The organism is Pseudogracilibacillus sp. SO10305, from assembly GCF_037072005.1.
Lineage (GTDB): Bacteria > Bacillota > Bacilli > Bacillales > Amphibacillaceae > Pseudogracilibacillus > Pseudogracilibacillus intestinigallinarum.
Genome location: NZ_JAXHDE010000001.1, coordinates 127,098 through 150,532 on the forward strand (window position 1 = coordinate 127,098; position 23,435 = coordinate 150,532).

At 34.1% G+C, this 23,435-nt stretch carries 22 protein-coding genes; 1 reads left to right on the forward strand and 21 read right to left on the reverse strand.

What is annotated here, in order from left to right; translation table 11 throughout:
• Positions 1–68: 68 nt before the first annotated feature.
• The 3 genes from spoIIM to SPD45_RS00730 form a co-directional block, all read right to left on the reverse strand.
• A complete protein-coding gene (spoIIM, locus tag SPD45_RS00720) occupies positions 69–650 on the reverse strand; it encodes a stage II sporulation protein M (protein ID WP_442961971.1) in 582 nt (193 codons plus the stop codon).
• A 207-nt stretch (positions 651–857) separates the two neighbouring features.
• A complete protein-coding gene (locus SPD45_RS00725; protein ID WP_336265660.1) occupies positions 858–2,021 on the reverse strand; it encodes an endonuclease Q family protein in 1,164 nt (387 codons plus the stop codon).
• Positions 2,021–2,569 (reverse strand): NUDIX hydrolase, encoded by a 549-nt coding sequence (locus tag SPD45_RS00730; protein ID WP_336265661.1) that lies wholly within the window; start codon positions 2,567–2,569, stop codon positions 2,021–2,023. Before SPD45_RS00730 ends, SPD45_RS00725 begins: the two co-directional genes overlap by 1 nt.
• 118 nt (positions 2,570–2,687) lie before the next feature.
• On the opposite strand from SPD45_RS00730, the gene SPD45_RS00735 reads away from it, so the two are divergent.
• Positions 2,688–3,602 carry an aldo/keto reductase gene (locus SPD45_RS00735; RefSeq protein ID WP_336265662.1) on the forward strand — a complete coding sequence of 305 codons (915 nt, stop codon included), beginning with the start codon at positions 2,688–2,690 and terminating at the stop codon, positions 3,600–3,602.
• 50 nt (positions 3,603–3,652) lie between these two features.
• Here the strand turns inward: SPD45_RS00735 and cotE are convergent, their stop codons facing one another.
• The 18 genes from cotE to SPD45_RS00825 all read right to left on the reverse strand — a co-directional run bounded on the left by cotE (position 3,653) and on the right by SPD45_RS00825 (position 23,359).
• Positions 3,653–4,210: an outer spore coat protein CotE gene (gene cotE, locus SPD45_RS00740; RefSeq protein WP_336265663.1), complete on the reverse strand. Its 558-nt coding sequence runs from the start codon at positions 4,208–4,210 to the stop codon at positions 3,653–3,655.
• Between the two features lie 375 nt (positions 4,211–4,585).
• On the reverse strand, positions 4,586–5,026 hold the full coding sequence (locus SPD45_RS00745) for a RicAFT regulatory complex protein RicA family protein (protein WP_336265664.1): 441 nt from the start codon (positions 5,024–5,026) through the stop codon (positions 4,586–4,588).
• Positions 5,026–6,600, reverse strand: a complete 1,575-nt coding sequence (gene miaB, locus SPD45_RS00750) for a tRNA (N6-isopentenyl adenosine(37)-C2)-methylthiotransferase MiaB (protein ID WP_336265665.1) — start codon at positions 6,598–6,600, stop codon at positions 5,026–5,028. Before miaB ends, SPD45_RS00745 begins: the two co-directional genes overlap by 1 nt.
• Positions 6,601–6,801: 201 nt before the next feature.
• A complete protein-coding gene (locus SPD45_RS00755) occupies positions 6,802–7,062 on the reverse strand; it encodes a stage V sporulation protein S (RefSeq protein WP_336265666.1) in 261 nt (86 codons plus the stop codon).
• 149 nt (positions 7,063–7,211) lie between these two features.
• Complete coding sequence (locus SPD45_RS00760; RefSeq protein WP_336265667.1) at positions 7,212–8,012, reverse strand: TIGR00282 family metallophosphoesterase; 801 nt, start codon at positions 8,010–8,012, stop codon at positions 7,212–7,214.
• Between the two features lie 134 nt (positions 8,013–8,146).
• Entirely contained in the window at positions 8,147–9,712 is a 1,566-nt protein-coding gene (gene rny / locus SPD45_RS00765) for a ribonuclease Y (protein WP_336265668.1), read from the reverse strand.
• Positions 9,713–10,149: 437 nt separating this feature from the next.
• On the reverse strand, positions 10,150–11,199 hold the full coding sequence (gene recA, locus SPD45_RS00770) for a recombinase RecA (protein ID WP_336265669.1): 1,050 nt from the start codon (positions 11,197–11,199) through the stop codon (positions 10,150–10,152).
• A gap of 181 nt (positions 11,200–11,380) precedes the next feature.
• The gene (locus SPD45_RS00775) at positions 11,381–12,622 is read right to left on the reverse strand and encodes a competence/damage-inducible protein A (protein ID WP_336265670.1); all 1,242 of its coding nucleotides are present in this window, start codon (positions 12,620–12,622) and stop codon (positions 11,381–11,383) included.
• Positions 12,619–13,197 (reverse strand): CDP-diacylglycerol--glycerol-3-phosphate 3-phosphatidyltransferase, encoded by a 579-nt coding sequence (gene pgsA, locus SPD45_RS00780; protein WP_336265671.1) that lies wholly within the window; start codon positions 13,195–13,197, stop codon positions 12,619–12,621. The genes SPD45_RS00775 and pgsA overlap by 4 nt, the downstream gene beginning before the upstream one ends.
• Positions 13,198–13,275: 78 nt before the next feature.
• Complete coding sequence (locus tag SPD45_RS00785; protein ID WP_336265672.1) at positions 13,276–14,157, reverse strand: helix-turn-helix domain-containing protein; 882 nt, start codon at positions 14,155–14,157, stop codon at positions 13,276–13,278.
• 18 nt (positions 14,158–14,175) lie between these two features.
• Positions 14,176–14,964 carry a YmfK family protein gene (locus SPD45_RS00790; protein WP_336265673.1) on the reverse strand — a complete coding sequence of 263 codons (789 nt, stop codon included), beginning with the start codon at positions 14,962–14,964 and terminating at the stop codon, positions 14,176–14,178.
• Positions 14,965–15,174: 210 nt separating this feature from the next.
• Positions 15,175–15,891: an elongation factor P 5-aminopentanone reductase gene (gene ymfI, locus SPD45_RS00795; protein WP_336265674.1), complete on the reverse strand. Its 717-nt coding sequence runs from the start codon at positions 15,889–15,891 to the stop codon at positions 15,175–15,177.
• 10 nt (positions 15,892–15,901) lie between these two features.
• Positions 15,902–17,188: an EF-P 5-aminopentanol modification-associated protein YfmH gene (yfmH, locus tag SPD45_RS00800; protein WP_336265675.1), complete on the reverse strand. Its 1,287-nt coding sequence runs from the start codon at positions 17,186–17,188 to the stop codon at positions 15,902–15,904.
• On the reverse strand, positions 17,181–18,473 hold the full coding sequence (gene yfmF, locus SPD45_RS00805) for an EF-P 5-aminopentanol modification-associated protein YfmF (protein ID WP_336265676.1): 1,293 nt from the start codon (positions 18,471–18,473) through the stop codon (positions 17,181–17,183). The genes yfmH and yfmF overlap by 8 nt, the downstream gene beginning before the upstream one ends.
• A gap of 152 nt (positions 18,474–18,625) precedes the next feature.
• Complete coding sequence (locus tag SPD45_RS00810; RefSeq protein ID WP_336265677.1) at positions 18,626–19,579, reverse strand: ABC transporter permease; 954 nt, start codon at positions 19,577–19,579, stop codon at positions 18,626–18,628.
• A complete protein-coding gene (locus tag SPD45_RS00815) occupies positions 19,580–20,626 on the reverse strand; it encodes an ABC transporter permease (RefSeq protein WP_336265678.1) in 1,047 nt (348 codons plus the stop codon).
• Complete coding sequence (locus SPD45_RS00820) at positions 20,623–22,152, reverse strand: ABC transporter ATP-binding protein (RefSeq protein ID WP_336265679.1); 1,530 nt, start codon at positions 22,150–22,152, stop codon at positions 20,623–20,625. Before SPD45_RS00820 ends, SPD45_RS00815 begins: the two co-directional genes overlap by 4 nt.
• An 85-nt stretch (positions 22,153–22,237) precedes the next feature.
• Complete coding sequence (locus tag SPD45_RS00825) at positions 22,238–23,359, reverse strand: BMP family lipoprotein (protein WP_336265680.1); 1,122 nt, start codon at positions 23,357–23,359, stop codon at positions 22,238–22,240.
• Positions 23,360–23,435: the final 76 nt, after the last annotated feature.

Genomic DNA, 23,435 nt, shown 5'->3' on the forward strand with positions numbered 1-23,435 from the left:
TCTGTCACTTTCATTATAGGCACACGAGAAACAACTGTCAAAAAATAATCATTATATAATTAAAATAATTATAAAATAGTCATAAATATTTTTAAAAAGTATTGAAATAGTTGATTCGAAATAAACGTTTCAACTCCTGAACTTATAAAAGCTAAAATGAAAAAGAAAAGAAATACGGTAGCATACATACGGACTAACTGAATCGGAGACACTTTATTGTTTTTTCCCCATAATTTTTTCCATAAAATAATCGCAAAATGTACACTCACTGTACTCGCTAATATATAAGTTGGTACTGTAATCATATTTTGTGGTGCAACTGACAGTGTAGCAAGTCCTAAACCTTTCCATCCTAATTGATGAACGATAAAACCGACAGAAAATCCAACAATTAACCCTTTCATAAATAAGAGTACCCATATAATTGGTAATCCGATAATCGTCATACCTAAAATGAACAATATAAACAAATATTTCACATGAAAAAAATAACTCCGTCGAAATAGCTCCCAATGGTCTATTTCTTTATTTTCCTTTACTAATGTAAAATATTGTTGTAGATGGAAAAAGACATCTTCCTTTTGAACAAAACTCATACTGTTCACAATAATGGCGCCAAAAACAATGCCAGTTAAAAACAAAATTGACATAAACAATACAATCCACTTATTTTCCCGTATATAGTTGCGAAAGATAGTTTTCATATACCTCATCATAGCCTCCATCTTTTTCATCGTATATAGAAACAATATGATGAGGTTGTCCAATTCATGCATCTAAAATGAGAAACAAGTTTCATGACATAAAGTGTTTTTCCTTAGAGGCTTTGGTTCCTTTTCATTTATTTAATTGAATCACTATTTTAATTTCCCGTATTTTCCTCCTCCACCCGCTTCAATCTGGAGTTTGCCGTGACGTAATTGTATTATTTGTGCTGCAATGGTAGGTTTTACATATTTTTCTAATATGTCTTGTGGCATATGATGGATAATATGCATTTCTGTTTTCCCATTCTCTAATAGTTTCTCCATCGATTTCGGCCCAAGCCCTTTTATATATTCTAAAGGAACTTGATACATATAATCGGGACGCTTATTTATGTTTTCTTCATTGTCTTTCAATGTTTGTATTCGATCATACACACCATTAATAATTTTAGTACTATTACACTTTTCACAAATTAGCGACCCAAATGTGGCAGGTGCAAAACATTGCTGGCAAACGGTCGTATAATATTTCCCTAACAATGGATTCATCCCATAATTCGTGACAACTCTCCTCCCCTCCGCTCCATGTAATGCAAACCACAACTCGCTAAATGTTGGTTCTTTCATTTCAATTAACTGATATTCTCGTGCAATTTTTGGTAAAGAATGACTATCTGAATTCGTCACAAATGTATACCGGTGTAATTCACTTATATTATCTGCCATATAAGTATCTGCACTTAAACCTAATTCAATTCCATCGATTAAATCTGGATCAAACACTTCGCTTAGAGACGTATGGACCCCTTTTCCATATAAACTTTTAAATGGCGTAAATACGTGGGCAGGAATAAAAATCCCTGCCAATTCTTTCACTTTATATTGTAATGTTTTAGCATCGACATATATTCTTTGAGAACTTAATGTAATATTCTTCATTTTAGGTCGAAGCCATTCTGTAAACTGTTGCATTTTATCAATGGTTGGCAAATAACATAATACATGTATGGGTCCTTGACAATTTTCGTCATATATTTCTAATTCTGCCCCTAAAATTAGGGTCACACTTTCAAACTGGATACCACCATTTTTTAATGGAATTGCTTTATTCGCTTCGATAAGTTGTTGCAATTCTTCTTGAACGGCTGGTGCATGACAATCTATGACACCGATCATTTGTAATCCTTTCCTTCGAGATGACTCCTCTAAAATATTCGTTAATGTTAAATTTTTAGAAGCGGTAATTTTAACGGGTCGATCGTATATATCCCTGCCAATGTGGATATGTAGGTCAACAAAATATTGTTGTAACATTATGCATTCGTTCCAATCATTTTTAAATATTGTATTGCGTATACTGTTTTTGCATCATGAATTTTTTTCTCTTTCATATATTGTTCTGCTTCTTCTAGTGTTAGAGCAATCAGCTCCACAAATTCATCATCATCTCCAGCAACTTTATCTGTTAGTATTTTTAGTTGATTCGTATAATATATATGAATAATTTCATCAGCGAATCCTGGAGATGTATAAAAAGAAGTTACATACTGTAATTTGTCCGTCGTGTATCCTGTCTCTTCTTCTAATTCACGCCGAGCTGTTACGATTGGCTCCTCATTCGCTTCTATTTTACCAGCAGGTATTTCAACTAAAGAACGTTCTAACGGTTTTCTGTACTGTTCGACAAATATTATTTTCCCCTCGTCCGTAACTGCGACGATAGCAACTGCTCCAGGATGTTTTACAAGTTCTCGTTTTCCTTTATTGCCATCTGGAAGTAACACATCATCAACTTGTAAAGAAATAATATGGCCTTCAAAAATTTGATTCGTTGCAATTGTCTTTTCTTCAAACTTTTTCATCAAAATCCCTCTTTACTTAAAATGTTCTGCTTACATTTTAGCATATTTACTTCCAAGTAAGTATATTTAAAATTTTCCATTACAATTTATTGTATACTAAAATAGAGGAGGAATGAACATGAAGAAACAAAGACTTGGACAATCGGATATATATATTACTCCATTATCGCTCGGAGCGATGTCTCTCGGTAAAGACAAACAAAAAGCGAGCAATATGATTGATGAAGCAATATACAATGGCATTAACCATATCGATACGGCAGATTTATATGATTTTGGAGAAAATGAAAGGATTATCGGTGAAGCGGTTAAAGAGAAACGTCATGACATTATTTTAACATCAAAAGTTGGTAATCATTTTAACAAAGAAAAGAAAGAGTGGTTTTGGGATCCATCCCCTGCCTATATCCATCAAGCAATTGATGCAAGTTTAAAAAGACTACAGACTGATTATCTTGATTTGTATTTATTACATGGAGGTACAATTGAAGATCCGATTGATGATATTATAGAAACATTTGAACGTTTAAAAGAAAAAGGAAAAATCCGTGCATATGGGATTTCTTCTATTCGACCGAATGTGATAGATGCGTATGTACATCGTTCAAATATCAATGCAATTATGATGCAATATAATATATTAGATCGTCGTCCCGAGGAACTTTTTGCAAAAATAGCAGAGAAAGATATTCATGTGTTAGCAAGAGGACCGTTTGCAAAAGGAATTTTAACAGATCAAACTATAGTACAAATAGAGAAAAAAGCTAAAGAAGGGTATTTAAGTTATGCTTATGAACAGCTGAAAGAGGTCCTTACATCTATTTCATCATTCCAAAAAAGCAATTTAGCAACTATAGCCCTTCAATACGTCTTACAACAAGATGTCGTTCGTTCGGCAGTTTTTGGCGCAAGTTCAATGGACCAACTTAATAAAAATATTGCTGCATATACAAGTGAAAAATTACCGCCTGACATATATATACAGCTTCAATCTATCACAAAACAATTGCTTTATGAACAACATCGTCTATAAATAAATACCAAGGAAGCAAACAGTTTTTGTCCTTCCTTGGTGTTTTAAAATTATTTAAATGGGGATTGTGATGGACGTTCCTGAAACGTATCATATGTTTGTTTCCCCCGATAATCCCGCACATGATCGTCTTGTTTTCGCTTTACTGGTTCAACTTTCACATGTACCTTCATTTCCCCGATAACATTCACAATAAAAGATAATGCAACATCAACAGAAATGTTTTTCGCATCATTTATTTTACATTGTAAACAAGTTGGTTGTTTTTCTACTTTAGCCAAAATATCACGACAACTATTTTCTAAACAATGTTCATCTTCTTTCGATAAATTTACGTCGATACAATAAGGCACATTTTCAGAAATTACGGTTGTTTTCATATGGTCATTATAAGCATACCATACGTGGATATCGTACGATCCTTTAACCTCTACTATTTTATTTGATTTACTATTAGCTTCATACGTATGATTAATAATCCAACACCCTAATATAGTGGACGGCGTAAATGTAGGGGTAAGTACATGGGATAATGTTGCCTTCTTTTCTCCTCTACTACAAACAGCTTTCGTTATAATCTCACGATAATCATGATCATAGAAACTCATCGGAATGTATACCTCCTCTTTTGTCATAGTCATTTTATGCACGAATATCTTTTTAGTGCATTCGTCTATACAATTTTCTTTCGTAAGAGGAGTTTTATAGCTTAATTTGTTTCAAGAGAAAGAATATTTAAAGTTTGTTGCCAAATATGATCAATGAATTGATTCAAATCTCTTCTAAATGAATCATATAGCTCCGTTTGGAAATATACCTTGCTCACTTTTTGCGTCATAACGGTGGTTTCCAAATAACCATTAATGATCTCGATGTAAGATTGTATTCCTTTTTAAAGAAAATTCATTCGTTTTCGATTTTTAAGCAGAAAAAATGGTGCCGATGGATTTTATTCACCGACACCATATTTTGTAGAGCTATCCTTATTCGTTACTACTGCAACAAGCATCTTCTTTATTAGCTACTTTCGTTCCTGTTTCACCACTTAATAAATTTCCACCAGTATCTTTAATAACGTGATTTGTCACTTCACGTGCAATCGTGCTAGAAACTAATTGTAATACATCGTTTACTACCATTTGAATTTCTTGGAAGTCTTGCACAACAGGAATACTATCTAATTCATTTTGTGCTTCTGTAATTGCCTCTTCTACTTTTTCTAATGCAGCTTTTTTATCATATGCTTGTAAATTTACTGCTTGCTTTTGTAATGTTGTAATCTTCTTTACTAACCGTTGTATTTTATCATTTTGATTCACTTTTGCTTCTAATTCCTTGAAACGCTCAATTTCTTCTGTATTTGCTAACATTTCAGCTAACTTTTTTGCTTCATCCATTACCTCTTTACGTGTATACAATGTCATTATCCACTCACCTCAACTGATTGTTCTACTAACTCTCCGTTTAACGACCATGTTCTCGTTTCTGTAATTTTCACATCGACAATTTTACCGATAATTGATTTTGGTCCTTTAAAGTTTACTACTTTGTTTTTTTCTGTATACCCTGCTAAAACAGTATCATCTTTTTTACTTGTACCTTCAACTAGTACTTTCACGATTTTACCTTTATACGTTTCCATTGATTTTGCCGATTGGTCATTTACTAATTTATTTAAACGTTGTAAACGTTCTTTTTTCACTTCCATTGGAACATCGTCTTTTTGTACTGCTGCCGGCGTTCCTTCACGAGGAGAATAAATAAATGTATATGCCGCTTCAAAACCAACTTCTTCCATGAGGGTCATCGTCTCTTCGAATTGTTCATCTGTTTCATTCGGGAATCCAACAATAATATCTGTCGTTAAAGTTGCATTTGGAATAGCTTTTTTAATTTTACGTACAAGTTCCAAATATTCTTCTCGTGTATATTTACGGTTCATTTTTCGTAAAATATGGCTACTTCCAGATTGTACTGGCAAATGAATATGGTCTAATAAGTTACCACCTTTTGCTAGTACATCGATTAATGCATCATCAAAATCTCGTGGATGCGACGTTGTAAAACGAACACGTGGAATATCAATTTTTCTCATATCATCCATTAAATTTGCAAACGTATAATCGATATCTTCAAAATCTTTTCCATAAGCATTTACGTTTTGACCTAATAATGTAATTTCTTGATAACCTTGTGCTGCTAAATGACGTACCTCTTGAATAATATCTTCTGGTCGACGACTACGTTCTTTTCCACGTGTCATCGGCACGATACAATACGTGCAAAATTTATCACAGCCATACATAATATTAACCCAAGCTTTAATTTTTCCTGTACGCGCTTTAGGAAGATTTTCTATAATATCTCCTTCTTTTGACCATACTTCGACTACTTGGGCTTTACTAAACATCGCTTCTTTAATTAAATTTGGTAAGCGATGAATATTATGTGTACCAAAGATTAAATCGACATGCTGGTGTTTTTGCATAATACGATTGACAACAGATTCTTGTTGGGACATACATCCACATACACCGACAATTAAATCCGGCTTTTCAACCTTTAAACTTTTTAAATGCCCAATCTCACCGAAAACACGGTTTTCAGCATTTTCTCTAATGGCACATGTATTTAATAAAACGATGTCTGCATCTTCTGTCGTTGTTGTCGCTTCATATCCCATATCTGTCAAAATTCCCGCCATTACCTCTGTATCATGCTCATTCATCTGACAACCATATGTTTGAATTAGAAACTTACGACCTTCTCCAATGGAGCGCATATCTTCTGTAATTTCAAAATCATAATGTACTTCTACTTTATCTCGTCCACGTTTACGTGCTTTTTTAATATCTGGTGGTTGATAAGTCGATTGGAAATAATGCGCAAAATCTTCCGTCGTTTTTTCCGACAATGGTTTATCCTGACTGGATTTTCTGTCCACGGATATATCTTCTTGTTTAATTTGCGCTTGTTCTTTTCGCTGTTCTTCGTTCATGCTTTTTCTCCTTCCATATGTATGTTCATACATAATTGCATTCATCATTATAGTATATATTTTTTCTTCCTATTACACAATAAAACCGTATATATTTTGTACATTGTTAATGATTCTGTCATATTTTTGTTCCGAGTACATGAAAAATAACCTTAACAGAAAAGATGCCTGTTAAGGTTATTCCGACTTTCCATTCCTTTATTAACGAGGTTCTACAATCAATTTAATTGCTGTTCGTTCTTCATTTTCGATTAAAATATCTGTAAAAGCTGGAACACAAATTAAATCAATTCCACTAGGTGCTACAAATCCTCTAGCAATTGCAACAGCTTTGATCGCCTGATTTAATGCTCCTGCACCAATTGCCTGTAGTTCTGCACTACCATTTTCCCTTAAAACATTTGCTAATGCACCTGCGACTGAGTTTGGATTAGATTTTGCTGAAACTTTTAATACATCCATTACTAAGTACCCCCTTCATTAACTAATATAGATTCACTAATACTATATTCTAAGAAATGATACCTTATTACTTTAATTATGCACGATTTACAGCAAATTACAACCGTTCTTCCATAATTTATGGAAAATTCAATTTTATTTCTCTAATTTTATAAGTTCATAAACGGATGATCGTCATTGATCATAATTCTTTCAATTTTTGTTGCCTTGCCAGTTTTTTCATCGATTGTAAGGAGGCAACCGTTTAATTGAGCACGTCCCTTCGTATCTACTTCAAATCTTGCCGGCATATTCGATGTAAAACGTTGAATGATTGTATCTTTTTCAACTCCTAATACACTATCATATGGACCAGTCATTCCTGCATCCGTTATATATGCAGTCCCGCCATGTAAAATACGATTATCAGCCGTTTGTGTATGTGTATGTGTCCCAATAACGGCACTTACTCGCCCATCAACATACCATCCAAATGCCTGTTTTTCACTCGTAGCTTCCGCATGAAAATCAATGAAAATAATATTCGTTTTTTCTTTTGCTTCTTTAATTAGTTCATCTGCTTTTGTAAATGGGTCATCAATAGGGTCTAAAAATGTTCTTCCTTGTAAGTTGATGACAGCAACTATTAAATCATTATATTTTACATAGGTGATGCCTTTACCAGGATTGGTTGGCGGAAAGTTTGCCGGGCGGATTAAATTTGGTGCATCATCGATGAAATCAATAATTTCACGCTTGTTCCATGTATGATTCCCCATTGTGACAACTTGAATACCTAGTTGCATAAATTGTTTATAAATTTTTTCCGTAATCCCTTTTCCACTTGCAGCATTTTCACCATTTACAATTGTTATTTGTGGTTTATATACTTCTTTTAATTTTGGTACATACTCTTGCACCATTTTTCTACCTGGAGAACCTACTACATCTCCAATAAATAAAATTTTCACACTTACCATTCCTTACTATATACTTTATATACAAATATTATATCATTTCATTGCGTTCTTTCCTATGTAACAAAAAAAAGCGGTAAAAAACCGCTTTTTTTATTATTTGTCATATTGAATTCATTTATTTGCAATTACTTTGCATATTCTACAGATCTCGTTTCACGAATAACGGTTACTTTAATATGTCCAGGATATTCTAATTCACTCTCAATTCGTTTACGAATTTCTCTTGCCATATGCGTTGCCGTTGCATCATCAACTTCATCTGGTTTAACCATAATACGTACTTCTCTACCAGCTTGAATAGCGTATGATTTTTCAACACCTGTAAACGAATCGGAAATATCTTCTAATTTCTCTAAACGTTTAATGTAGTTTTCAAGTGTTTCACTTCTCGCTCCTGGTCTTGCAGCAGATAATGCATCCGCGGCAGCAACAAGTACAGAAATAATTGATGTTGCTTCTTCATCCCCATGGTGTGATGCGATAGCATTCACAACAACAGGATGCTCTTTGTATTTCATTGCTAATTCTTTACCGATCTCAACGTGACTACCTTCTACTTCATGATCAATCGCTTTTCCAATATCATGAAGTAAACCTGCTCTTCTTGCAAGTACTTCATCTTCTCCTAATTCAGCTGCAAGCAGTCCTGATAGATGCGCAACTTCCATCGAATGCTTTAACACATTCTGACCATAACTTGTTCGATACTTTAAGCGACCTAATATTTTTATGAGGTCAGGATGTAATCCGTGTACACCAACTTCAAATGTAACTTCCTCACCAATTTCACGAATATGATCATCAACTTCTCGTCTCGCCTTGTCGACCATTTCTTCAATACGAGCTGGATGAATTCGACCATCTTGTACTAATTTTTCTAATGCAATTCGTGCAATTTCTCGTCTAATTGGGTCAAAACCTGATAAAATTACAGCTTCTGGTGTATCATCAATGATTAAATCAATTCCTGTTAACGTTTCAAGCGTACGAATGTTTCGCCCTTCTCGTCCAATTATACGACCTTTCATTTCATCATTAGGTAAATTGATGACCGAAACAGTCGTCTCTGCAACATGATCTGCAGCAAGTCGTTGTAAAGCAAGAGATAAAATGTTTTTCGCCTTTTTATCCGATTCCTCTTTTGCACGATTCTCTGCTTCTTTGATCATAACCGCAGTCTCTTGGTTTAATTCTGTTTCTACACGATTCAAAATAATTTGTTTCGCTTGTTCACTTGTTAAGCCAGAAATGCGCTCAAGCTCCGTATGTTGCTTTTCAAGTAATGCATCTACTTTGCTTCTCATTTCTTCAATCTGTTGTTGTTGTTCTGCTATATTTTGTTCTCTTTTTTCTAATGAGAGTTCTCGATTATCAATTGTAATGCTTTTCTTGTCCAAAATTTCTTCTTTTTGAATTAAGCGATCTTCTTGTTTCTGTACCTCTGTACGTCGTTCACGTAATTCTTCTTCTACTTGTTGACGAAATGCATGATTTTCTTCCTTTGCCTCTAAAAGTGCTTCCTTTTTAGCTGCTTCTGCATTTCGATGTGCTTCCTCAACAATTTGTTTGGCTAAGTTTTCAGCACTTGAAATTTTTGCTTCTCCAATTGATTTACGAACAAGATAACCAACAACAATACCGACGATTAGGACTAATGCAAGCAAAACGGAGATGAGTATAGGATTGTCCACGTTCTTCACCTCCTATTGCTATAAAATTGTACAATTCTTTATTGTCGGCATAAAAACCTTTAATCAATAGCGAATAAATTTGTATAATATATAAAAATAATTATACAATTTAATTTTAAATGTACTAATTACCAATGTCAATGAAAAGCCTTTATTTTATTTGTTTTTCACATAATTTCGTTAGAAAATACGATCCATGTTTTATATCTTCATTGTAAAAAACTTGTGTACTTGTCACAAAATGTTCCTCACCTATTCAAGTGATTAGTTATTGTAGTCGCTAATATACAACAAAAGTGTCCAACTACTTTCATTTTACTTGTTTTCTAGTTCACGCAGAAAAATGGTACCAGTGGCCTCCGTCATCGATGTAAGAAAAACGCCCATTTACAATTCTTATGACATCATAAGGAAAATAAATGGGCATTTCTAATAAGTTATAGTAAATCTTCTTCGATTAATTCATCCATTGTTTCATCTTCTGGCGCTTTTTCAGCAGCCTCGTCTAATTCATAATGATCACGAATTGCTTGATGAATTTCGTCACGAATTGTTTCATTTTCTAATAAGAACAGTTTGGAATTTTCTCGACCTTGTCCTAAGCGTTCCCCTTGATAAGAGTACCATGCTCCACTCTTTTCCACAATTTCCAATTCAGAACCTATATCTAGTATTTCACCTTCAATGGAAATCCCTTCTCCATACATAATATCAACCATTGCTTGTTTAAATGGAGGAGCTACTTTATTTTTCACTACTTTGATACGCGTTCTATTTCCAATCATATCTGATCCTTGCTTTAATGTTTCAGCACGACGTACTTCAAGACGAACAGATGAATAGAACTTTAATGCGCGACCACCTGGTGTTGTTTCCGGGTTACCGAACATTACACCAACTTTTTCACGAATTTGGTTAATAAAAATTGCTATTGTTTTAGATTTATTAATTGCACCAGATAATTTTCTTAATGCTTGGGACATAAGACGAGCTTGTAAACCTACGTGTGCATCTCCCATTTCCCCTTCAATCTCTGCACTAGGTACTAAAGCTGCCACAGAGTCAACTACTAAAATATCAATTGCGCCACTTCGTACTAATGCTTCTGCAATTTCTAATGCTTGTTCACCTGTATCTGGTTGAGATAATAATAATTCATCAATATTAACCCCTAAAGCTCTTGCATAATTCGGGTCTAATGCATGCTCAGCATCGATAAATGCGGCTTGTCCACCTTTTTTCTGTGCTTCTGCAATGGCATGTAATGCTACAGTTGTTTTACCTGACGATTCTGGTCCGTATATTTCAACAATACGCCCTTTCGGATATCCACCAATTCCTAATGCAACATCCAACGCTAAAGATCCACTTGAAATCGTGTCGATTTTACGTTCCGCTTCTTCACCAAGCTTCATAATCGATCCTTTTCCAAATTGTTTCTCTATTTTTCTTAGTGCTTCATCTAATGCTTTTTGTTTATCACTCACTGGCGTTACCTCCCAATTTGAACTATCTGCTTTCTATCATACATCGTTTATATAAAATATACAAACAATATGCGAATGCATGTTCTTATGTTTTGTTCGTCTTTCTATATGAAAAAATTCATTTTTCATACCTTTCATTGTCCAAAATGATAGTTTTGTCCCTCATTCATGGTGTAAAAAACTATTTTAAAAATGTAAATAATAATTCATATCCTTTTAATACAGCCCGTTCTCTCACCTGTTTTCGGTTTCCTGCAAAAACAAATTTATTTACTTTCGTTCCTTCTTCAGTTGCAATGCCGATATAAACTGTTCCGGCTTTTTTACCTTCTATTTCATTCGGTCCTGCTACACCTGTAAAACTAATTCCGATAGAACTTCCTAATATATGCCGAACATTTTCCGCTAATTCTTTGGCACATTGTTCACTTACTGTTCCATGTGTACGAATTGTTTCATCTGCTACTTGTAAAACTTGACGTTTAACCGCTGGATCATAACAAACGACCCCACCTTTTAAGACAGCAGATGCACCAGAGTTATCAACGATATTACTTGCAAATAAACCTCCAGTTAAACTTTCAGCACTAGCAATCGACATTTGCTGTTCTCTTAATAAATCGAATACTTTTTCTTCTAATGTCATACTACCTTCACCGAAATAAAAACGACCTATATAAGACAGAATTTCTTTTTTTGTATTCTCAATCATGGAAAGAGCTTTTTCTTTCGTTTCCGCTTTTGCACTAACACGTACTGTAATTTTCCCTTTTACAGCTAATGGGGCAATGGTTGGATTATGTTGTGTTCGAATTAAATCTTCTAAAGTATGTTCTAATACTGACTCACCAATGCCAGTAAAGTTCAATACTTTTGATTCAATAACCATCTCACCATTAATTGATTTTAAATATGGAATGACTTCATCTGAAAATATTTGTTTCATCTCTCTTGGTACACCAGGCATAAATATCCATATTACATCTTTATATACAACTAAATTTCCTGGCGCCATACCAACTTTATTTGGTAATACTTTTGAATCTTCAAAAACTCTAGCTTGCCTCCGATTATTTGGGGTCATTTCCGTTCCTTGGTCACGATAAAAGTCGATTATCTTTTGTAAAGAGTCTTTTTCTTCCACTATACGTAAGTCTGTTAACTGTTGAAACGCTTCACGTGAAAGATCATCTTGTGTTGGTCCTAATCCACCAGTAACAAGCACAACATTCGATCTTTGTTGTGCTCGCTTAAACACAGCTGTTAAACGGTCCATATTATCACCGACAACTGTATGGTAATACGTATTAATGCCATTAGCAGCTAGCTCACCCGACATCCATTGTGCATTTGTATTTGCGATTTGACCAAGTAATAATTCTGTACCGACTGCAATAATTTCGGTATTTAATTGCTTTGTCATTTAGAATCCCTCATTACGTGCCAGTTTTTAATAAAATAATCAATTCCTGACCATGTCGTTAAAATAAATGCAATATATAACACGATGATATCCATTGGGATATCGATATATGAAAACGGATAATTATGTAGTAATAATAATGCGATAGATAAAATTTGTGATACAGTTTTTAATTTTCCCATATTGCTCGCAGCAAGTACAATTCCTTCACCCGATGCAACTAAACGTAATCCTGTAACCGCAAATTCTCTACTAATAATTAAAATAACAATCCATGCTGGTGCTAAACCAAGTTGAACTAGTAAAATAAATGCCGCAGATACGAGTAGTTTATCTGCTAACGGATCTAAGAATTTCCCCATATTTGTCACTAAATTATATTTTCTAGCATAATAACCATCTAACCAATCTGTTAATGACGCAACTAAAAAAATCATTGCTGCAACAAAATGTGTGATTGGTAATGTCGTTTCCCCTATTTCCCAAGCTCCCCAATCAAAAGGAATGCTTAAAATAAGGATAAAAAACGGGATTAAGCAAATACGTGAAATCGTAATTTTATTTGGTATATTCATTTTTATCGCCTTTCTCTTTATAAAATAAGTAAGATTGAAGTAAGGACTTTTATATGATATCCAAACTTCAATCTTTTATTAGTTTTTAACTAAATTCACCCAAATTTTTTGATGTACCTTTTCATTTCGGTCGACTGGATATTCCATTTCAACACCATTAATATAAACGGTTAATCCAGCAGTATTTCCAATATTAAAATACACTCTATCTTCATCCGTTACATCAAATGTATCACTATCTGCATCTGCCATTAATGTATCTGCATAATAGACGTCATCTGATGCACCTTTTATTTCAAGATATGTATCCTGTTCTGCTTTAAGTTCAATCTCTACTTTATCACCACTATATGTAAATGACATGGTAGATAGTGGGGAACTCTCTTCTCCAATTTCATCCACTTCAAATGAACCTGTTTCTTTTTCTTCTTCGTCTGTTCCATTCTTTGCATCATCTTCATTTGTTCCAGCTTCATTATCGTTTTCGTTTTCTGTTTGTTTTCCTTCATTCACATCACGTATGATTTCATTGTCATTCTGAACTGCTTCATTTTCTGAATCATTTGATGATTTCTGTAAAAACATCCATGCAACTACGACAATTGCAATAATTAAAATGACGACTATTATTGTCGGAATAATGGATAAAAAGGAAATGCTTTTCGCTTCTTTCGGCGCTTTTGTTCGTTCTAATCTACTATATTGAGCCGTTTCTGTTAAATCTTCTGTTTCAATCTTTTCTTCATCGAACTCTGCAAGTAATTCAGTAGCATTTAAACCAATTACTTCAGCATATTCTTTTATAAATGCCCTTGCATAAAATCTTCCTGGTAATGCTTGAAATTCATTTTGTTCAATCGCGACGAGATATCTTTTTTGAATTTTCGTCATCTCTTGGATATCATCTAATGTAAGAGATTTTTCTTCCCTCGCCTCTTTTAATATTTGTCCAATTTCCATTTTTCAACACCGTCCATCTTAAAAATCAAACATTGAAAACCCTTGATCAAAATTATGTTGTCGCTCCATTATTTCATACGTAATTTCCTCTTCATCATCGCGTCGTATTTCAATTATATAATCAAAATCATCAATCGTATATTCCGTTGCTTGAATGAATACATCTGGATGTTCGACAACTTTCGTTGCTGGTAGCTGCATAATTTCCCTAATTAATTGCCAATGTTGCTCGTTTGCTCTTTGTTGTGATACGACTCCATCAATAATGTAAATATAATCTTCTCCATATTCACCATCAATCAATTTATTTCGAACTGTTTGTTTTAGTAGAGTACTAGAAACAAAAAGCCATTTTTTATTTGCGCTCACACTTCCCGCAACAATAGACTCCGTTTTTCCAACTCTTGGCATCCCCCTTACTCCAATTAATTTATGACCATCACTTTTGAATAATTCAGCCATAAAATCTACGAGTAATCCAAATTCATCCCGAACAAAGCGAACGGTTTTTCGATCTTCTGTATCACGATGAATATATTTGCCATGCCTAACAGCTAAACGGTCTCGTAAAGTTGGTTTACGTAGTTTTCTTATTTTTATCGTTTCTACTTTTTCTAATATCGTTTTCAGACGTTCAACATTATCATCACTATGAGAAAGTATAAGCATCCCTCTACGTGCATTTTCAATTCCGTTAATCATTACGATGTTAATTGATAACATACCAAGTAACGTAGATATATCTCCTAAGAGTCCTGGTCGGTTATATTGTAATTCGTATTCAAAATACCATTCTTTCTTTTCCATTACAATAACCTCTTTTCGTTTATCTTTCACATTAATTGAAAGATATCTATAATCTATTTACGTCCTATTTAATTTTACCGAATCAAATGAACAAATGCAATACAATGGTGTATTTGTTTTTAATTTTTATTTTATATAAGAAAAGCTTGAGACAAAAGTTAATCAATAATTAACATATTGTTTGTCTCAAGCTCTGTCTAAGTCATATTTTTAAGACCATCCACCTGATATATTCATTACTTCCCCTTGAATATAATTTGATTTATCACTCATTAAAAAACTAACAGCATTTGCAACATCATCTGTCATCCCCGCTCGATTTAAAGGAATATGTGAAATAATTTGTGCTTTTTCAGCTGCTTCCAAATGAGTATTCATTTTTGTGTCAATAAATCCGGGACTTACCGCATTAACAGATATACCACTAGGACCTACCTCTTTAGCTAAAGCACGTACAAAACTGTTTTGTGCTCCTTTTACAGACGAATATATTACTTCATTACTTGCCCCAACATTTCCCCAAATAGATGTAATAAATATAATTTTCCCCCGCTGTTTTTGAATCATTTGATGAAGAAAATGTTGTGTAATATACCAAGGTGATTTCACATGTAAATGTAACATTTTATCCATTATATCTTCCTCAGTATCCTGAAACAATCCAATATGTGCGGTACCACTTACATAAACAATACCGTCTACTTGATACAATACGGACTCACATAATGTTTTTGCACCTTCATCTCTCGTTAAATCCGCTTGAAGTACTTGTAATACCCTTTCCTCGTTAATATATTCGAGTAATTGGCGCATAGATGTTTCATTTTTAAAATAATGTAATATTAATTGATATCCTTCATCTGCCAATTGTTTCGCAATTGCTTGGCCAATATCTCCGCTCGCCCCTAAAATTAATACATTTTTCATCATGTCACCTTTAACTTTCTTTTTCTATCATCGTTACTGTTAGTTTATCCTCTTGGACCCAATTTTCAATAAATGACCTAAGGTCTGCCAATGTAATATTATGAGCAATTTGTTGCATCGTAAAAAAGTCGATTCCTTCAAAATAATAATGGCAATATTCATTGGCTATATTTTCAATAGAATCCATTTCAATTATATATTCCCCCATCCACTTTCGCTTCATTTTATCCAAATTTTCTTCAGTAAATGGATAAGACTTTATTTGATATAAAAGAGAAGTCAGTCGTTTGTGAAATAATGTTGGTTGTTCTGTGTTACTACTAAAAAGCGTGAAATTAAAAGCTTCTTCAACGGTTGACTGATAATCAAAACTTTCATCAATTAGCTCATCTTTATACAATATTTCATAATAATCACCACTAGAAGAAAAGAAATAATCAAGTACCCATTGTTCCATTAGTTCATGTTTCATTCTTTCTGTTTCGCTTATAAAATCCGGGTTATGTTTTATACCAATCATCACTTTTGGCATGGAAACATCCATGGACATTACTTGTTCTGCCTTATATACAGTTTCTTTTTCAGTAATTTCCGCTCGCTTAATTAGTGTCGGTGTAGCAAATGTTTTCGTTGCCTGATTTTTTTGGATTGTATCCATTAAATATTCTACTTGAAAATTTCCCACGATACAAAGCACCATATTGGACGGATGATAAAATGTTTCATAACAAGTATATAGATCGTCTTTTGTAATATGTTGAATCGATTCTACTGTCCCAGCAATATCAATTCGAACTGGATGTGTTTCATACATATTTTCCAATGTTTTCATATACAGTTTAAAGTCTACTTGATCGTCGTACATTTTTATTTCTTGTTCAATAATGCCTTTTTCTTTTTCAACAGATTCTTCTGAAAAATAAGGTGATTGTACAAAATCGAGTAATATTTCTACATTTCTTTCAATATTACTCGTCGCCGAGAACAAATATGCTGTTTTAGTAAACGATGTATACGCATTTGGTGATGCACCTTCATACAAAAAGTCTGTAAATACATCTCTGTCTTCTTTTTCGAATAATTTATGTTCTAAAAAATGTGCGATCCCATCTGGAACTGTCGTCATTTCATTTTGATTCAATGGAGTAAATGTCCGATCAATCGAACCATAATTCGTCATAAAAATACCAAATGTTTTTTCTGACTCTGTTTTTGGAATAAGCATCACTTTTAATCCATTAGACAATGTCGTTTCATACACTGTTTCATCAATTGTTTCATACACATGTTTATGCATCTTGTTTCACCTCTGCTTCATTCGTTAATAAATAAACCGTATCAAGTTCAATTTGGTTGGCAACTTTAACAATTTCTTCTTTTGTTACATCGCTAATTCGTTCCATAAATGTATCGATAGACCATGGATGTGCTACATATGTTTGTTGATACAATAACTCGACAATTCCACGTGGATGATCAAGTGTTTCACGAAGGTCATTCATATATAAACGTTTTGTTTCTTCGACAATTTCTTCTGTAAAATCGCCTTGTTGCATTGCTTCTAATTGTTTAAATATGATTGTTTTTGTTTTTTCACTCATGGCCCCTTCAATTCCAGCCATCACAATCAATAATCCTTTATGACTTTCTATTCTGGAAGTAGCATAATAGGCCAAACTTTCTTTTTCACGAACTTCTTGAAATAACTTTGAATTTGGATACGTTCCAAAAATACCATTAAATAGTAAAAGTGCAGCATATGCTTCATCATGTAATGTACAGTTCGTACGATAACCGATATGTAATTTTGCTTGATGGATTTGTTGGATTTCTGTAATGTTTTTTACCTCTTTTTTAACTACATTCTCTTCCGTTACTATAGGAATAGAAATGCTCTTTTTCTGGTCAAATAAATGAGTTATTTTCTTTTCCATTTCTTTTGCATTTATATCACCTAATACATAAACATCAACACGATCATCCTGTAACATTTGTTCATAATATGTATACATATTATGTTCATTTAAAAATGGAAGATCTTCTACATATCCATTTGTCGCAATACTGAAACGCTCCTTTTCACACATTTCCTCAATCAGTCTTTTATTCGAAAAGGCAACTTTATCATCTGTAATTGCTTCAATTTCATTTTTAAGTGTTATTTTTTCACGACGAACGACTTCTTTCGGAAAACAATCACCAGCTATGTGCGGATGAAAAATAACTTCTTGTAGTAATAGCAACGCTTCTTCTGTTATTCCTTCACTATACGGTAAAAATTTTTCGTTCGCTATTTCTAAACGAAAATTAATGATATGATGATTTCCTTGTTTATTAGCATCTACAGATAATGATGCACCATATAAGTCATCTAATTTACGCATAAAACTTTTTTCTGTTGGATAGTTTACTGTTCCTTTTTCTAATATATAAGGAAGTAAAGCACGTTTCGTAATGGTTTCTCTATGTAAAGGAGAGCGAAACTTCACGATAAATTGAATCGTTTTGAATTTTTTCGTCTCAATGAAATGAACATGATAACCTTCGTATTTTTTTATTGTTTCTTGTAATTTTTTATGCATAAAAACGCTCCTTTCACCTCTCGTTCATTTTACATCATTTTAAAACATTTATACATTATCCAATGCTTTTCTATAAAAAAACGGCCATGTTTATGATAAAAATAAACATAGCCGTTTTTCAATTCATGACATTAATAATATTTGAATGTCATTTATCTTGTACCTTTAATATACGGATCTCCCAATGCTTTCGGTGCTTCCGCGCGTCCGATAAATCCTGCTAATGCTAACACTGTTAAGACGTATGGAGCGATAGATAAGTATACTTGTGGTACATCTGCTAAAATCGGTACTCCTGAACTAATGACACTTAAACTTTGGGCAAAACCAAAGAATAAGGCTGCTCCCATTGCTCCGAGTGGGTGCCATTTCCCGAAAATAACCGCCGCTAAGGCCATAAATCCTTGTCCGGCAATTGTCGTCGCAGAGAAGTTTAATGCGATTGTCATTGCAAAGACGGAACCGCCAAGTCCACCTAACATTCCTGAAATAATGACAGCGATATAACGCATTCTATACACATTGATTCCGTTTGTATCTGCTGCCATTGGATGTTCTCCAACCGCTCTTAAACGTAGACCAAAAGGTGTTTTATATAATACGTACCATGCAACAAATGCTAAAATAATTGCAATATACGATGTTAAATATACACCTTTAAAGAAAATCGTTCCTATTACAGGTATATCAGATAATAATGGAATTGTTTTTGTATAAAAAGGCTTTGAAATCATATCTGTTTGTCCCTTTTCATACCACTGTTTCGTTAAAAACACTCCAAGACCTAAAGCTAAAAAGTTTATGGCAATACCACTAACAACATGATCAGCTCTTAGGGAAACAGTAGCAATCGCATGTATAATCGCAAACAATCCAGAAACGACCATTGCAACGAGCATAGATAACCACGGTGTCCAAGGCCCAAGTGTTTCTGCAAACGTTAGGTTAAAAACGATTCCAACAAATGCACCCATCACCATTAAACCTTCTAACCCAATGTTTACCACACCAGAACGCTCACTAAACACACCACCAAGTGCTGTAAAAATAAGTGGGGCAGAGAAAAATAGTGCTGCTGGTATGATGGCATTTAAAATATCGACCATTTATTTCTCCCCCTTTTGGAAACGTAAAATGATTAAACGAATTAAATAACTTGAAGCAACGAAGAATATAATAAATGCGATAATAACATCGACTAATTCACTAGGAACTCCTGCATCCGTCGGCATATTTAATGCTCCAACTTTTAATGCTCCAAATAATATAGCTGCAAACACGACACCGATTGCTCGGTTAGCACCTAATAATGCAACTGCAATTCCATCAAATCCTAAGTTGGTAAATCCTGATTGTATGGACATATTTCCGAAAGTTCCTAATCCTTCCATTGAACCAGCTAATCCAGCAAATGCACCAGAGATAACCATGGCTAAAATAATATTTTTACTAACTTTCATTCCAGCATATTCTGATGCATGACGGTTATATCCAACAGAGCGAATTTCATATCCGATCGTCGTCTTTTCCATAATAAACCACATAACAAAAACTGCTAACAACGCTAACACAATACCATAATGCATACGTGAATAATCTGTTAAACCTTGCAACCATTCCGATTGTAATGATGCAGTTGGAGCAATTTTTTCAGTTTTATCTGCTGAATCAGTTAAAACGTTACGAATAATCGAGTTAGCACTATATAAAACGATATAGTTGAACATAATCGTAACGATTACCTCGTGTACTCCTAAACGTGCTTTTAATAATCCAGGAATAAATGCAATCACGGCCCCTGCTAGTGCAGCTACAATAACTGCCAAAGGTAAGTGAATGAATATCGGTAAGTCAAAAGACGTTCCTATCCAAACCGCCGCTAACCACCCTGCAAACACTTGTCCTTCTGCACCAATATTAAATAATCCTGCTCTAAATGCAAAGGCTACTGCAAGACCAGTAAATATATATGGTGTTACTTGGCGAATGGTTTCTCCAAAGAAATACGCATCTCCAAATGCTCCATTCCATAATGCTTTATAACCTTCAATTGGACTATATCCGTAAATTAACATAATAATTGCCCCTGCAATTAATCCAATAAATACGGAAGCAAATGGAACGATGATATTAAATAGACGATTTGATATCATGTCTCCTCACCTACTCTTTCTTCCACACTACCTGCCATTAATAAACCTAATTGCTGTTCATTTGTTTCACTCGGTTTGACATCAGCTACAATTTTACCATCAAAAAGAACGACGATACGGTCACTCACATTTAATATTTCATCTAATTCGAATGAAACGAGTAAAACGGCTTTTCCATTATCGCGTTCTTCGATTAATTTTTTATGAATAAACTCAATCGCTCCAACATCTAATCCCCGTGTTGGCTGTGCTGCAATTAAAAAGTCTGGTGAACGATCTACTTCACGACCGATAATGACTTTTTGTTGGTTTCCACCAGAAAGCGCACTCGTCTTCGTATGGATGGACGGTGTACGTACATCATACTCATCGACGATTTCCTTCGCATATTGATCAATTTTTTCATATTTTAATAATTTATATTTAGAATACGGTTCTTTGTAGTAAGATTGTAAAACAATGTTCTCAGATACTGGAAAATCTAATACGAGTCCCATTTTTTGTCTGTCTTGTGGGATATGTCCTAATCCCATTTCCGTTACTTTTCGTGGCGATAACTTCGTAATTGGTCTTCCATTTAAAGAGATTGAACCGGATTCAACTTTTCGTAGTCCAGCTATTGCTTCAATTAATTCTGTTTGTCCATTTCCGTCGACACCTGCGATACCAACAATTTCATTTGCACGTACCTCTAAGTTTAATCCTTTTACTGTCGGTACATTTCGCGTATCATTTACATGTAAATTTTCCACTTCCAATACGACTTCCTGAGGGTTAGCTTCTGTTTTTTCTGTTTTGAAACTAACAGCTCGTCCAACCATTAATGCTGCCAATTCATCAACTGTTGTATCCGCAACATTGACCGTACCAATTCCTTCCCCTTTACGAATTACCGTACAGCGGTCACATGTTTGCATAATTTCTTTTAATTTATGAGTAATTAATATAATCGATTTACCTTCTTTTACTAGCGATTGCATAATTTCAATCAGTTCATCAATTTCTTGTGGTGTTAATACAGCAGTCGGTTCATCAAATATAAGTACATCTGCACCACGGTATAACATTTTTAAAATTTCTACCCTTTGTTGCATTCCAACCGAAATATCACGAATTTTCGCTTTCGGATCTACCCTTAACCCATATCGGTCAGATAATTCTTGAACTTCTTTTTCCGCTTTTCTTAAATCTATTTTAACACCTTTTTTCGGTTCACTTCCCAATATAATGTTTTGTGTAACCGTAAAAGGCTCTACTAACATAAAATGTTGGTGTACCATTCCAATTCCTAAATCATTTGCGATATTTGGATTTGTAATGTGTACTTTTTCACCTTTAATTTTAATTTCACCGCGTTCTGGTTGATACAATCCAAATAATACGTTCATTAAAGTGGATTTTCCTGCACCATTTTCGCCTAATAGAGCATGAATTTCACCTTTTTTAACTTGTAATGTTATATTATTATTTGCTACAACCCCTGGAAATTCCTTACGAATATCTAACATTTCAATAACGTAATCCACCGCGTTCTTCACCCCTTCACACAAATAACTGTGTTAAACGATATGTAAGAAAAAGGAGCTAGAGTATTTACTAGCTCCTCTCTTATTATAGCGATTCTTCAAATTCTTTTAACTCGTCACGAGTTTTTGGAACATCCACATCGCCAGATTTAATTTTTTCTTCCCACTCTTTTACAGCTTCACGAATTTCATCAGTAAATGCTTCTTCATTCGTATCAGCTACAGAAACACCTTCATCTTCTAATCCAAATACTAATGTTTCTCCACCTGGGAATTCTCCATTCATTGTTTCATTTGCAACTTCATGAACTGCAATGTCTACACGTTTCACCATAGATGTTAACGTAACACTAGCAGATTTATCTTCATTAAGTCCTTCTTCATATTGGTCGCGGTCTACACCGATCACCCATACTTCACGATCTGCATCATTTTGTTTAATGTCTTTTGCTTCAGCGAAAGCACCGTTACCAGTGTTTCCTGCTGCATGATAAATAATATCGATTCCATCATTAAACATGTTTGAAGCGATTAATTTTCCTTTATCTACTGCGTTAAAGTCTTCCGCATATTGAATTTTCACTTCAATATCAGGGTTTACTGATTTCGCTCCTGCAACAAATCCTACTTCAAATTTACTAATTAAATCAGATTCCACTCCACCGATGAAACCTAATTTATCTGTTTCTGTTTTCATTGCCGCAACTACACCTGCTAAGAATGAACCTTCATGTTCAGCAAATGTAATACTTGTAATATTGTCAGCCTCTTCTGCAACTGTATCAATAATTGCAAAGTAGTTGTCCGGATTTTGTGATGCAATTTCTTCTACAGCATCTTGTAATAAAAACCCAACACCGTAAACTAAATCAAAATCATTTTTCACTAAACGGCTAAAGTTCGGCATATAATCACTATCATCTTCTGATTGTGCATAATCAAAACCGTCCGCACCTTTTTCTTTACCGTGCTCTTCACCCCAAGCGTTTAAACCTTCCCATGCAGATTGGTTAAACGATTTGTCATCAATACCACCAGTATCTGTAACCATTGCTATTGAAAAATCATCAGTGGACTCACCGTTATTTCCATTTGCATCCTTGTTACCATCATTACTATTGTTATTGTTCGAACCACCACATGCAGCTAAAAACATGCTTAAAACTAAAATTAATCCTAATGATAATAAAAACTTTTTATTTTTCATTGTTCTCCTCCATTTTCGTTATTAGCGCAAAACAGATGTCATTTCCCCCCTTTTCTATGAATGTATGTAAACTTTA